We start from the raw sequence: 13,611 nt of genomic DNA, 5'->3' as shown, positions 1-13,611 counted from the left end.
CAGTTCAACGATGGACTGGCCCCGGCTCAGGCCGAGGAAAAACTTAACGTCGTGTCCGGGATTAGTTGACCACTACACAGTGAGAGGTGTTCATCCTCGTGCTCACGAACCTGCTTCGGAGTGAACCCAAACAGATCGCAGAAGGCACGCGTAAAAGCTTCATGTGAACCGTAGCCAGCATCCAGCGCAACTTGCAGGATATCCGGTGCACCTTGACGCAAGGTCAGTGCCGCTTGGCTCAAACGCCGCGCACGGATGTAACGCATCACCGACCAACCCGTCGACAGCGGAAATAAACGGGCCAGTGCAAAAGGAGACATATTGCAATGGCGCGCGACACGTCCTAGATCGAGGTGGGATCCTAGCTCCAACTCGATGTACCACAGGGCTCTCTCGATATTCAGCATGACGAACCTCCATGAACGCTAGAGCAACATTATCAAATGGACGGGGGAAGCATTTGATCGTTCTTGCAGTTTCTGCTTTCCACCCAGAGCGTATAAGAGACCTCCACGTCTCCTCGCTCTAGCTTATGAGGATTTCATCGAAAGGATTGCCGAGGCACTTATTCAAGTTGACGCTTTAGGTAAAGGTGTCTTGGTTGGACGCGTACAAGCGTTCGTCTACTTCAAGGATGATAGAAAGCCCAGCCCTCGCGCTGGGCTTTTTTGAGTCTGGATGCCTGGTCAGGCACGGGGCGATTCAATGTTCTCCACCTTCCTGGGGTGGACAGCAGTGAAAATTTGCTGGCAGTCATGGCTGCAATGATGCTTACCGGCTGCGCGGGCAGCGGACCTAAAAGGGAAGTCTGGTGATATCATGTGGCTATCTGTTCGCTGGGAAGACGGCTACAACTCAAGGAGTGAGGATGCATCGTTTTTTTGTCATCGTGTTTTCTATGCTGCTTCTGTCTGTATTTTTGTTTGCCTCGCACGCTGTACCGCCAGGTTTATTGTTTTTGCCTGGATGGGCACCCTATTGACAGCCCTTAAAAATTTTTCCTTTAGAAACCCGCCAAGTGCGGGCTTTTTTTCGCTTGGAGAAACGTATGCCGATAAACCTGCCGCGGCTATTTAGCGAGCAGAGAGCCCCCATTTCCCGTCAACCAAAGCGAAAGTGTCTTCTTGATTCATGTTTCCTTGCGGCTTCAGCGTGATGTTTGCTTTAACCCGAATCCTGTCCTCAGCCAGTGGCTGCACGCCAATGATGTCTACTCGTTTAACGCTAGAGTGAATTTCAATGTAGGTTCGGCGTAGTTGATCGTCGTTGGTCTGTAGCTTCTCTATCAGCTGAGACCACTCACTGATCCGACTGTGACGCTCCTTGATATAGGGCAGGACAGCGTCTGGCGTGTCTGATTGATCGTCCCCCGAGCAGCAGCGACGTGTCTGGCCGGTTCGCTCCGTGGACGATGAGGTGCAAATCGCCGTATCGCACAGATACTAAAGTAGGGGCAGGCGGTTACTGCCCCCGATTTCAGTTACGCTAGCAGCCTAATAGATGAACGACCCGCAACACCTTTGCAAGCAAGGCTGCCGATGTACAAGACGATTGAGAATGAAGTAACGAAACAAGCAACACCCAAAGCCCTCCAATACGAGTTTTATCAATACGACGTCGAGCGGTTACATAACTTCAGTGGGCTGATTTATATCGGAGGTATCGGCATTTGGGTGTTGTTCGACCTAATTATTGGTTTTATAGGCGATCAACGTCACTACGCTCTTTCGCTGCTGCTCGTCGTGCTACTGCTCATCACCGTCGGTGTACAGCGGGTCGCTCGTAAAGCCCGCCACTTCCACCTGCTAAACCTCGTGTATGTGCTCATGATCTGCCTGGGCATCCGCTTGGGTATCGAGGGCTTGCCGGCCCACCTGCACCCGACCTGGCTGATCCTCTCGGCCTCCAGCATTCTCTATAGTGCCTCGGTATTACCCTTGAGCCGAGAAGCATTTTTCGGCGTGCTGGGCATCGCCTGGGTTGTCCTCAACCCCTTTATGATGACCACACTGTCTCTGTTCGACTTCAGCGGTACCATGGTTCTGCTGTCCGCCGTCTTTATCAGCGCGCTGACCATTTACACCTACCTCAAGCTGCGCCGATCCAAGCTGCACAACTACATCATGGCCAAGTTACTGATAGAGCGCGCCTACATTGACACCCTGACCGAGATCCCCAATCGCCGCGCGTTCATGACACGGGCCAGCAACCACCTGAGCACCCCACCAGAAAGTGGCGAGTGCTACCTGGCCATGGTCGATGTCGACAACTTCAAAAAAGTCAACGATGTATATGGCCACGACATCGGTGACGAAGTCCTGAAGCGCATCGCCGCCGACATTAAGCACATCATGGCCGATCACGAATATGCCCGGCTTGGGGGAGAAGAGTTTGGGGTCTACCTGTCCGGTGTCACGCAGGCGGATGCCGAACGCTTGGTCGACACCCTGTGCCAACGGGTGCGCGAAACGTCCAGCCGCTACCCGGCAACCGTCAGCGTGGGCGTAACCCGGATCGAAACCGACACCTTGCATGCCGCGCTAATAAAAGCAGACCACGCAATGTACGAGTCAAAGCTCAGCGGTAAGGACCGCTACACCTTCTTCCGGCCCGACTAAAGGCCCCCGAAGTGTTCACTGCCTGGCAGCAGCTTTCGCTTCGGCCGGCAGACTTGGCGCCGGGCCCTCATCTGCTGCCGGGCCGCACGGACCGAGTAACGTTGAGCCGGTCGAGGAGCCAGCACCTTTCTTGGGTCCAAAAAAATGGCCCGCATGCGGGCGGGCCTAGCTGGGATTCTGCAAAGGAGTACAGGTAATTTGCGCTCCATCCTGTGAGCGCTGCGTGAAAAGGATGTCGCAAAAACAAGAAGTCCGGCCCAGCTGGCAATGATCCATCGCGATGGGCAGTACTCCTTACGGGCCGCTGGTTCGCCTGGGCTAAGGTTCAGAAATGGTGAACCAGAAGTCGAACTTGTCGAAGTTGGTCAGCATCTCCTTGAATTTCGCCTTGTCGCCGTCGATGGTCACTTCGCCGCTTTCTGACAGGTTGCCCAATTTCAGTTTGCCCAGGGCAATGTCATCGAGGGTGGTCCGGTTCAGCGTCACCGTGCCGTCGGCCTTATCCAGTTGCTTGTCCTTGCGATAGTTCATGACACCGTTAGCGATGGTCAAAATGTACTTGGTTTGGGTGTCGGGGAAGTTGAGGTTGAAGGCATAGGACTTCTCGCCGACTCTCGGGCCATTCAGGTGAATGGCGAGGAAATCGAGGAACATTTCAGTGGTCATGCCGCGAATGATGTCAGGTGAACTGGTATTGGGCGTGACCATTTTTTTCACGCCCCCACGCAGCTCCTGCGCGCCGGACAGGTAAAAATTTCGCGCCGGGCCGGACTCGGCCTGGTAACCCATCTGTTCCAGGGCATCGGCTTCTATTGCACGGGCCGCCTGGTTTTTCGAGTCCGCAAAGACCACCTTGTTGGCCACCGTGGCTGCCCAGCGATACTCGCCTTTGGCGTAGGCCGCCCTGGCTGTTTTGATCATTTTGTCGGCGCCGACCATCTCGACATATTTTTTCGCTTCCTCTACCGGTGGCAGCGGATCGAAATTTGCCGGGTTGCCGTCCCAGAAACCCAAATACAGTTGATAGGTCGCGCGCACGTTGTGTTTGAGATTGCCGTAGTAGCCCCGGTTGTAAAATTCCTTGGCCAGGCTGTCAGGCAGGACGAATGCCTCGGCGATCTCATTCATCGTCATGCCCTGATTGGCCATGCGCAGCGTCTGATCGTTAATGTACTTGTAGAGGTCGCGCTGTTTCTCCAGATGCTGCACCACGCGATCATTACCCCACTGCGGCCAATGGTGACTGCCGAACGACACCACGGCATCCGATCCCCACATTTCGATGGTTTGTCCCAGCGCGCTGGCCCACTTTTGTGCGCTGCGAACTTTCGCACCGCGCAGGGTGAGGATGTTATGCACGGTATGGTTGGCATCCTCCGCCAGGTCTATGGCCTTGAATTGCGGGAAGTAGAACAACATTTCGGCCGGAGCTTCGGTACCAGGGGCCATTTGGAACACCACCTCGATCCCGTCGACGGTGAGTGTTTCCCCGGTGCGCTCGATCAGTTTGTTCGGTTCGAGCAGCGTGATGTTGCCCGCTGCCGTGGTGATACCCAGCCCACCACTGACGGTACCTTTGGGGCCTTTTGGCAACAGGTTGCCGTACATGTAAGAAGCACGGCGGCTCATCGCCGTGCCAGCAAACACGTTCTCACTGACCGCTTCCTCCATGAAACCTTCAGGTGCGATCACCGGCACTTTGCCGGACTTCACATCGGCTTCATCGACCACGGCACGCACACCGGCAAAGTGGTCGACATGCGAGTGAGTGAAGATCACGGCCGACACCGGTAGCTTTTCGACTTTCTCATTGACCAGCGCCAGTGCGGCTTTGGCGGTCTCTGCCGAGGTCAACGGGTCGATGACGATCCAGCCTGTCTTGCCGCGCACGAAAGTCATGTTGGCCAGGTCGATATTGCGAACCTGATAGATGCCATCCACCACGGTGAACAAACCTCGAATGGCCAACAGCTTCGATTGCCGCCATAAACTCGGGTTGACGGTGGCCGGTGTCGGGCCTTCGGTCTTGAGGAAGTCGTACTGGGACAGATCGATAACAGTATTGCCCGCATCACCCTTGATCACAGGGCTGGGTAAATCGGCAATGAAGCCGTGGTGAGCGTCTTCGAAGTCTTGTTGGTTGGCAAAGGGCAAATAGCTGAGCAAGGCATCGTTGGCCTTTCGAGTCGCATCGCTGGCCTCGTTGGGCGCGGCCTGCACCACGCCCATGCTGATGCAAGCCGAGATGACTGCGATTGCTATTGGTTTGGGAGCCAGCATGTCGTTTCTCCTCATGTCTGCAAAAACACTCCCGAAACCACGTTTAACGTCGGGAATCATTTCGTACCGGTCAACGCAACGCGCAGGCCATGAAACGGTGACTGCACAACGCACTGCGGGCATTGTCAGTTTCGCGTTCAATGCGCGTTGAGTATTGACGGCACCGGGCCTGGATCGAGTTGAGAAAAATCAAGCAGTCAGCGAATGCGCACACGATGCCGTTCGACCTGGCGCTGCCCGACAGACCGGCTCCCAGCCAAATGGCGCCGGACGTCATCCAGTGGTGCCCCGGTTGTGCGCTGGTTGATCCAGATCAAACGCCAGGTGGCAATCGGCGCCATGCTTCTGGCAAAACCTGGGCGAGAGATCCGGTCATGACGAACAATAAATTCATTAGCGGGGTTCTCGCGGTCCAGCACTGGGGCAGGGGCACTGTGCTCAGGTGGCTGCGCCGGCCGGGCACGAAGTCCTGGACGCGCGAGGCCAGCATCCTGATGTCGATTGTGCTGGTGCTGACGGTGGGATATCTCACGGCGTTTCGCTACGCCTCCTACACGGTGCAGGATTTGGTGAGTACATGCACCGCACGTTTCGAGATCGAGCTTGAAGGTGCCGACATCGACTCCCTCGAAGAAGCGCTGCCACGGTCCCTGTGCGAATGCCTGGCGCAAACGCTCCTCGACAAGAACGGTATCGTTCGCCTGGCCATGGTCAATCGGCACTGGTTTGATCCGCAGTCACTCGAACCGGTGACGGAAGCGGAAGAGGCCATTTGCATCAATACCCTGTGGGTGCCCAATTCCGGATTGGCCACGCGCCTGGCCCTCTGAATGAAGTTGCCGAATGTTGTCCGGTAGCACGCAGGCTGCCCCCGATCTCGCGCCAATGGAGCTTCATCCCCGATGCAAGGTCACCAAAGCGAAGGGTCGGCCGCCGAAACCGGACTTGAAGAGACACCAGAAGGTGAACGGCATTTGCCCCGTGGCGCGATCACCCGGGCGCTGGGCTTCAGGAAACCGCGGCGCCAGGTTTGATCGAGGCAGGGGCAGAGACCTCGCGCACGGTGTTATTCGTCACGTCTCCACGTGGCGCTCAAGCCATACTCATTATCGCCGTACCGGTAGTCAGAATCGCCTTTGTACGCGGCTTCCAGCGCATGGCCGATGCGATGGACAAGATGGATGCCGGTGGTGGTGACGATGAGGTCATCCCCTGAGTCAGTCAGGTTGATGATGCGCTCCAGGGCATGCTCGGCTTTTTCCTTTTTCTCGGTGTGTTCGATCAGGTTGACGATTTCAGTTCGATGGTTGAGCAAGAAGCTGCCCGAAAGCGTCAGCGTCCCCGCAGGCATGTTGTCATCGATGCGGCGGCACGCCGGGCACTTCACGGCTTGCGCGTCGTGGACGACCGTGTTTTCAGGCGTTTTCCAGGTCCAGTTGCCGGCTTGGTAAACCGAGTCGCACTGTGGGCAGATGGCCGAGCCTTCAAAGCGTTGCGAACGATAGGGATCGTGGGTGTCTGTCTTGAACAGTTGGTTTTTCTGGCTCTGCTGATACTTGTCCATGGTTTTTCTCCGCGCCTGTGAGATTGAAAAAATCCAACCGTTGTGGATTTCACCCCTTCATTGGGACTCGATTTTTAGTCGCCCGGATTGATTTTTATCAACTTGGGGGCGAGTGCTGACAGTCGGTCAACGCACTGCAGTGGTGACTCTCCCGAGGCCCCCAAAAAGGGCGCGGCGATAGGCTGGCATTGTTGATAAAAGTCAAGGTTGCCGGGGGTATTTCCTACAAGCTGCAGGAAGGCATTTGTTAGCGATCTGGCAGGAGTGCAACCTGATGGCCCACAGTAAAATCCTGTTTCGTGCGACGGCTCGCGAGAAAATCCTGAGCGGCGCCACACAGTTGGCGGACGCCGTACGTGTCACGCTGGGGCCGAAATCAAAATCGGTGCTGATGCAGAATAAATGGGGCAATCCGACGGTGTGCAATGACGGCGTGACCATTGCCAAGCGCATCGACCTGCTCGATCCCGAGGAAAACCTCGGCGCCCAAATGCTGCGACAGGCAGCGGAACGCACAGGCGAAGCGGTCGGGGACGGGACCAGCACCTCGACGGTACTGGCCCATGCCATCCTGGCCGATGGCATACGCAACGTCGTTGCAGGTGCCAGTGCGATCGACCTCAAGCGCGGTCTGGATCGTGGACTGTCGTTGGTGGTGGCATCGCTGGCTTCCCAGTCGCGCCCGGTCAGCACACCCAGGGAAAAAGCTCAGGTCGCCACGTTGTCGGCGCATAACGATGCGGTGATCGGCCAACTGGTGGCAGACGCGCTGGAAAAGGTCGGCGTTGAAGGCGTCGTCAGCGTCGAGGAGTCCAAGACAACCGAAACCGTGGTCGAAGTCATGGAGGGAATGCGATTCGACCGAGGTTATGTCTCACCGTATTTCGTCACGGACGCGGAGAAGATGCAGGTCGAACTCGATGATGCCTACCTGCTGCTCTGTGACCACAAGATCGGCGCCCTCAAAGACTTGCTCCCGTTGCTTGAACTCATTGCCAAAAGCGGTCAGCCGCTGGTGCTGATCGCCGACGACATCGAAGGTGAAGCGCTGACCACCATGGTCGTCAACCAGATACGCGGTGTCCTGCGGGCTGTAGCGATCAAAGCGCCGGGCTTTGGGGATCGACGCAAGGAAATGCTCCAGGACATCGCCATTCTGACCGGGGCCACGGTCGCTTCCAATGACCTGGGCATCACCCTTGAACAGATGGAATTGAGCCAGTTGGGGCGAGTGCATCGAGTCGTGGTGCAAAAGGACAGTACCGCGCTGATTGGTGGTGCAGGCGCCCCCGAGGCCATCGCCACGCGCCTGCAGCAGATTCGTGCGCAAATCGACAGCACCACCAGCGATTACGACCGGGAAAAACTCCAGGAGCGTTTGGCGCGGTTGTCCGGCGGTGTCGCGGTGATTCGTGTCGGCGCGCCTTCCGAAGCGGAAATGAAAGCCCGCAAGGACGCACTCGATGATGCCATCAGCGCGACGCGGGCGGCGATCTCGGAAGGCATTGTGCCGGGGGGAGGCCTGGCGCTGCTCAAGGCCGTACCGATCCTCGCCGCCGAGGAAGCGCGGTATGAGGGGGATGCCAGGACCGGCCTGCAAATTCTGCGTCGGGCACTGGAAACGCCGGCCCGGCTCATCGCCGAGAACTCGGCCGTGGATGCAGGGGTCGTGGTTGCACGCATGCTTGCCGAGCCCGGCAACGTGGGTTTCGATGCGTCCGCCAATCGCTATGTGGACATGTACGAAGCCGGCATTATCGACCCGACCAAAGTGGTGCGCGTTGCCCTGGAAAATGCCGTTTCGGTCGCCAGCATCCTGCTGTTGACCGAGGCAACCATCACCGACATTCCCGAAAAGGAATCACCCGTCCAGCCAGCGTTTCCCGAGTGATTGCGATGAATGGGCACTGCTGACCTGCCCGGAAGCCGCCAGGGTGACTGGCTCGGTTGAACCGTACGCTATTGAAGGGGATGAGCATGCATCCGCCGATCATTGAGAAAACCCTGGCGAACTTGCCGTTGACGCCGAACTGGATCGATAGCGTGCAAGCGCGAGAGGCCTTTTCATGGCAGAGCGAAGCCCGCGCTTTGGCTGGTTTACCGGGAGGCGGTTTGAACCTCGCCTTTGAAGCCGTGGATCGGCACGCGCAGGGCAAGAATCGATTGCATACGGCATTGCGCATTCTTGATCGCAACGGCAGCGGTCGCGACATCAGCTACGCCGAACTGAGCATCCTGACCAACCGTTTCGCCAATGTATTGAAAAAACTGGGCGTACTGCCCGGCGAGCGATTGTTTGTGCTCTGTGACCGGGGGCTGGAGCTCTATCTCGGTGTACTCGGGGGCCTGAAACTGGGTTGCGTGGTGTCGCCATTATTCTGTGCCTTCGGCCCGGAACCCATGGAAACCCGCATGCGTCTTGGCGAAGCCAGTGTGTTGCTGACCAGCGAAAGCCTTTACCGCCGCAAAGTCGCGGCTATTCGTGAGCGCTTGCCCGCCCTCAAGCATGTTCTGCTGTATGACGAAGGTGGTGGGGATACGGCGCCTTTGGAAGGCACGCTGAGTTTGCATCCACTGCTGGCACAGGCAGAGGAGGCGTTCACCGTCGCATCGACAACAACCGACAGCCCCGCACTTTTACATTTCACCAGCGGTACGACGGGCACGCCGAAAGGCGTGTTGCATGTTCATGGTGCGGCGTTGACCCACAGCGTCACAGGAAAATATGCCTTGGACCTGCACCCCGATGATGTCTATTGGTGCACGGCTGATCCGGGCTGGGTGACCGGGACGTCCTATGGCATTTTTGCGCCGTTGTTGCTCGGCGTCACCAGTGTGGTGGAGGGCGGCGAGTTCGATGCCGAACGTTGGTACCGGATACTTGAGAAACAACAGATAACGGTCTGGTATACCGCCCCTACGGCTATTCGCCTGTTGATGAAAGCCGGTGCCGCGTTGGCGCGCAGCCATCGCTTTGCGCATCTGCGGTTTATTGCCAGTGTCGGCGAACCACTTAATCCCGAGGCCGTCTGGTGGGGTCAGGAGGTGCTTGGGCTGCCGATCCACGACAATTGGTGGCAGACCGAAACCGGCGGCATCATGATCGCCAACACGGTCGCCATGCCCATCAAGCCGGGCTCCATGGGCAAGCCGCTACCGGGTGTAGAGGCGGCCATCGTTGCACGGGGCGACGCAGGGCAATTGGTGTTTCTGGGGGACAACGAGGTTGGTGATCTTGCCCTGAAACAGCCCTGGCCCGCGATGTTCCGAGCCTACCTGGGGCAGGAGGAGCGCTATCGTCGCTGCTTTGTCGCAGAGTGGTATCTGAGCGGTGACCTGGTGCGCCGCGATGCCGATGGTTACTACTGGTTTATTGGCCGCAGTGACGACGTCATCAAATCGGCCGGGCATTTGATCGGTCCGTTCGAAGTCGAAAGCTCCCTCATGGAACACCCGGCCGTGGCGGAGGCCGCTGTGATCGGCAAACCCGACCCTCTACTGGGTGAAACCGTGAAGGCCTTTGTTTCACTCAAGGCCGGTTTCACCGCCAGCCAAGCCCTGCACGACGAGTTGCTCGGTCATGGACGCAAGCGCCTGGGGGCGGTCGTCGCGCCCAAGGAACTGGAGTTTGTGGAAGTGCTGCCGCACACCCGCAGCGGAAAGCTGATGCGGCGTCTGCTCAGAGCCCGGGAACTGGGTCTGCCTGAAGGCGATACATCCAGCATGGAGCGTCCGTCATGAGCCTGCCACGGCTGTCCCCGCAGATCGCTCTCGACCTGTTACGGGACATGGTACGCATCCGCCGTCTCGAGGAGCGGGCGGGAGAGTTGTATGGGGAGGGCAAGATTCGTGGCTTTCTGCACCTGTACATCGGCGAGGAGGCGGTAGCCGCCGGCGTTCTGCATGCACTGGCCACTGACGACGCGGTGGTCGCGACCTATCGTGAGCATGGTCACGCCCTGATCAAGGGGGTTGCGATGAACGCGATCATGGCCGAGATGTATGGGCGCCAGGAAGGCTGCTCGCGAGGGCGTGGTGGTTCAATGCACCTGTTCGATGCCAAGACACGATTCTTCGGCGGAAACGCCATCGTGGCAGGCGGCTTGCCACTGACGGTCGGCCTGGCGCTCGCCGAGCGCATGCAAGGTGGATCGCGTCTGTGTGCCTGTTTTTTCGGTGAAGGCGCGATGGCCGAAGGGGCCTTTCATGAGTCCATCAACCTGGCTGCCTTGTGGCAACTGCCGATGCTGTTTTGCTGCGAAAACAATCTCTATGCGATGGGGACTGCCCTGGAGCGTTCGCAATCGCAAACCGACCTGTGTGCGAAGGCCTCGGCGTACAAAGTAGACAACCGGTCTGTGGATGGCATGGACGTGATGGCGGTGTATGAAGCCACTCGTCAGGCGGTTGAACACATCCGCGCCGGGCATGGGCCTGTTTTCCTGGAGTTTCGTACCTATCGCTTCCGTGCTCACTCGATGTTCGATCCACAGCTTTACCGGGACAAGGACGAGGTGGAGCAATGGAAGAGTCGTGGCCCGATTCATACGTACAGCGCGCGGCTCAAGGCTGAAGGCCTTTTGGACGAACCCGGATTTCTGGCGATCCTGGCCCAGGTGGACGCTGAAGTGGAGGCCGCCGTTGCCTATGCCGAAAGCGGCACTCTGGAGCCGCTCGAGGATGTGTCTCGCGATGTCTACACACCGGGGGCGGCGCCATGAACATCCGAATGACCTATCGCGAAGCCTTGCGCGAGGCAATGCGTGAAGCACTGCAGCGGGACCCGCGGGTATTTCTGATGGGCGAAGACGTCGGCCGCTACGGTGGCAGCTACGCCGTCTCACTGGGTTTGCTGGAAACGTTCGGCCCTGAGCGCATTCGCGATACGCCGCTGTCCGAGTTGGGTTTTGTCGGGGCGGGTATCGGCGCGGCCTTGGGCGGCATGCGGCCGATTGTCGAAATCATGACCGTGAACTTCAGCCTGCTTGCCCTGGACCCGCTGATGAATACGGCGGCTGCGTTGAGGCACATGTCCGGCGGGCAGTTTTCCGTGCCCTTGGTCGTGCGCATGGCGACCGGCGCCGGACGTCAGCTGGCGGCGCAACACTCCCACAGCCTGGAAGGCTGGTATGCCCATATTCCCGGGCTGAAAATCCTCGCGCCAGCCACCGTCGAAGACGCACGCGGCATGCTCTGGCCCGCGCTGCTGGACCCGGACCCGGTGCTGATATTCGAACATGCCCAGCTCTACAATCTGGAGGGCGATGCAGGTGAGTGGGACGCCGTGGACATCTGTTGCGCCAAGGTACGCCGCACCGGCAAGGACCTGAGCCTGATCACCTATGGCGGCACGCTCGGCAAAACCCTGGAGGCGGCCGAACAACTGGCCGGGGAGGGCATTGATTGCGAGGTCATCGACCTGCGGGTACTGCGCCCTCTGGATGACAAGACGCTGATGGCTTCTGTCTGCAAGACCCGTCGAGCCCTGGTGGTCGATGAGGGATGGCGCAGCGGCAGCCTGTCCGCCGAGATCATTACGCGAATCATCGAACAAGCCTTCTTCGACCTGGATGCGCCGCCGGCACGGGTGTGCAGCGCCGAGGTGCCGATTCCTTATCCCCGGCATCTGGAAGAAGCGGCGCTTCCACAAGTGTCGAGCATCGTCGCGGCGGCTCATGCCGTGTGCCAGGGCCTGTCAGGGGGAACACCATGACGTGGCGGATCCGGGTTTCGGGCCAGGGCGGTAAACGATGATCGAATTCAAACTGCCCTCCCTGGGCGCTGACATGGATGAAGGCACGTTGCTGGAATGGACAGTCCATCCTGGCGACGTGGTCAAGCCGGGGCAGGTCATCGCCGTCGTCGATACCGCCAAGGCGGCCATCGACGTCGAGTGCTGGCATGACGGCACGGTTTTGCAACTGCTGATCGATATCGGCGCCAGGGTCCCGGTCGGTACCGCCATCGCCTGGTTATTGGAGCCGGGGGAAAGTGCGCAAAGTGTGCGACCAACATCGACGCCCGCACCGCTGCCGGGCCCAGAGCAAGTGTCATCCGGGCGGCGTCCGCGGATTTCTCCAGCGGCGCGCAAGCGTGCTGCCGAGTTGGGAATCGGTACCGGTGAATTGAAAGGCCATGGTCCACAGGGAGCCATTACCCTGGAAGACATCGAAACAGCGGCCCGGGCGGCGCCCACGCCTGACCCGGACCAAGCCATGCGTCGCACGATCGCCGCGGCCATGAGTCGTTCAAAGCGCGAGATTCCCCATTATTACCTCAGCGAAACCATCGCCCTGGATAAGGCCATGGCCTGGCTGCAGGTACACAATGCGCAAAGCACGCTTCAGGAACGCCTGCTGCCCAGTGTATTGCTGCTCAAGGCGGTGGCGCTGGCCCTGCGCAACTATCCTCAGCTCAACGGCTTCTGGCGCGACGATGCTTTCACGCCAGCACCCGGTACTGATCTTGGAGTGGCCATCACCTTGCGCCAGGGCGGGCTGGTCGCCCCGGTCCTGCATCATGTGGCGGACACACCCCTGACGCTTCTAATGAGTGAACTGGCCAGTCTGGTGGAACGTGCCCGCAGCGGGTCCCTGCGCAGCTCCGAGTTGGGAGGCGCGGGGATAACGGTCACTCAACTCGGCGATCAGGGCGTGGACAGCGTATTGGGGGTGATCTATCCACCCCAAGTAGCCTTGGTCGGCTTCGGTCGGATCAGCGAACGGCCCTGGGTGAACGATGGCCAGCTGTGTGTCATGCCAACCGTCATCAGCAGTTTGTCCGCCGATCATCGCGTCAGCGACGGGCATTATGGCGCGCGATTTCTGGGCGAAGTCCGCCGCCTGTTGCAATCCCCTGAGGCCCTTTGAGGAGAGGACATATGGACCGGCAAATGATCCGCAATGAGGTATTGAGTGCCTTGAAGGGCATTGCCCCGGAACTGGAGACCGAGCAGTTGTGTGCCGACAGGTCACTGCGCGAAGAGGTCGATCTGGACTCCATGGACTGGCTTCGTTTCATCGAGGCGCTGAACCGGCGTCTGGGAATTGCCATTGCCGAAAGCGATTACCAATACGTGGACACCCTGGACAAGCTCATCACCTACCTCGAGCAAAAGTCCAACTCCGCGCAGGCCGGCATTTGATCGGC

At 58.7% G+C, this 13,611-nt stretch carries 12 protein-coding genes; 9 read left to right on the top strand and 3 right to left on the bottom strand.

Annotated features, from left to right (window positions below; all coding sequences use genetic code 11):
• Positions 1-26 precede the first annotated feature (26 nt).
• A complete protein-coding gene (locus JQF37_RS27785) occupies positions 27-407 on the bottom strand; it encodes an AraC family transcriptional regulator (protein WP_239142539.1) in 381 nt (126 codons plus the stop codon).
• A 1,131-nt stretch (positions 408-1,538) separates the two neighbouring features.
• Here JQF37_RS27785 and JQF37_RS27780 point away from each other — a divergent pair.
• The gene (locus JQF37_RS27780) at positions 1,539-2,618 is read left to right on the top strand and encodes a GGDEF domain-containing protein (protein WP_130208219.1); all 1,080 of its coding nucleotides are present in this window, start codon (positions 1,539-1,541) and stop codon (positions 2,616-2,618) included.
• 318 nt (positions 2,619-2,936) lie between these two features.
• Here the strand turns inward: JQF37_RS27780 and JQF37_RS27775 are convergent, their stop codons facing one another.
• Positions 2,937-4,898, bottom strand: coding sequence for an alkyl sulfatase dimerization domain-containing protein (locus tag JQF37_RS27775; RefSeq protein WP_130208217.1), 1,962 nt, complete (start codon positions 4,896-4,898; stop codon positions 2,937-2,939).
• Between the two features lie 215 nt (positions 4,899-5,113).
• Here JQF37_RS27775 and JQF37_RS27770 point away from each other — a divergent pair, with 215 nt between their 5' ends.
• On the top strand, positions 5,114-5,728 hold the full coding sequence (locus tag JQF37_RS27770; protein ID WP_223272686.1) for a hypothetical protein: 615 nt from the start codon (positions 5,114-5,116) through the stop codon (positions 5,726-5,728).
• Positions 5,729-5,800: 72 nt separating this feature from the next.
• On the top strand, positions 5,801-5,932 hold the full coding sequence (locus tag JQF37_RS31755; RefSeq protein ID WP_262984253.1) for a hypothetical protein: 132 nt from the start codon (positions 5,801-5,803) through the stop codon (positions 5,930-5,932).
• Positions 5,933-5,964: 32 nt separating this feature from the next.
• Here JQF37_RS31755 and JQF37_RS27765 read toward each other — a convergent pair whose 3' ends face one another.
• Positions 5,965-6,462 carry a BCAM0308 family protein gene (locus JQF37_RS27765; protein WP_130208215.1) on the bottom strand — a complete coding sequence of 166 codons (498 nt, stop codon included), beginning with the start codon at positions 6,460-6,462 and terminating at the stop codon, positions 5,965-5,967.
• A 274-nt stretch (positions 6,463-6,736) separates the two neighbouring features.
• Between JQF37_RS27765 and groL the strand changes: the two genes are divergently transcribed.
• The 6 genes from groL (at position 6,737) to JQF37_RS27735 (ending at position 13,606) form a co-directional block, all read left to right on the top strand.
• Complete coding sequence (groL, locus tag JQF37_RS27760; RefSeq protein WP_130208213.1) at positions 6,737-8,353, top strand: chaperonin GroEL; 1,617 nt, start codon at positions 6,737-6,739, stop codon at positions 8,351-8,353.
• A gap of 86 nt (positions 8,354-8,439) precedes the next feature.
• Entirely contained in the window at positions 8,440-10,203 is a 1,764-nt protein-coding gene (gene acsA / locus JQF37_RS27755) for an acetate--CoA ligase (RefSeq protein ID WP_130208211.1), read from the top strand.
• Complete coding sequence (gene pdhA / locus JQF37_RS27750; RefSeq protein WP_130208209.1) at positions 10,200-11,183, top strand: pyruvate dehydrogenase (acetyl-transferring) E1 component subunit alpha; 984 nt, start codon at positions 10,200-10,202, stop codon at positions 11,181-11,183. Before acsA ends, pdhA begins: the two co-directional genes overlap by 4 nt.
• Complete coding sequence (locus JQF37_RS27745) at positions 11,180-12,175, top strand: alpha-ketoacid dehydrogenase subunit beta (protein ID WP_130208207.1); 996 nt, start codon at positions 11,180-11,182, stop codon at positions 12,173-12,175. The genes pdhA and JQF37_RS27745 overlap by 4 nt, the downstream gene beginning before the upstream one ends.
• A gap of 37 nt (positions 12,176-12,212) precedes the next feature.
• On the top strand, positions 12,213-13,331 hold the full coding sequence (locus JQF37_RS27740; protein ID WP_130208205.1) for a dihydrolipoamide acetyltransferase family protein: 1,119 nt from the start codon (positions 12,213-12,215) through the stop codon (positions 13,329-13,331).
• An 11-nt stretch (positions 13,332-13,342) separates the two neighbouring features.
• Positions 13,343-13,606, top strand: coding sequence for an acyl carrier protein (locus tag JQF37_RS27735; protein ID WP_130208203.1), 264 nt, complete (start codon positions 13,343-13,345; stop codon positions 13,604-13,606).
• Positions 13,607-13,611 lie beyond the last annotated feature (5 nt).

Origin of the sequence: Pseudomonas sp. MIL9 (genome assembly GCF_016887925.1) — a bacterium.
In the GTDB taxonomy this organism is placed as follows: domain Bacteria; phylum Pseudomonadota; class Gammaproteobacteria; order Pseudomonadales; family Pseudomonadaceae; genus Aquipseudomonas; species Aquipseudomonas mohnii.
This window is presented reverse-complemented; position numbering and strand designations above follow the sequence as displayed.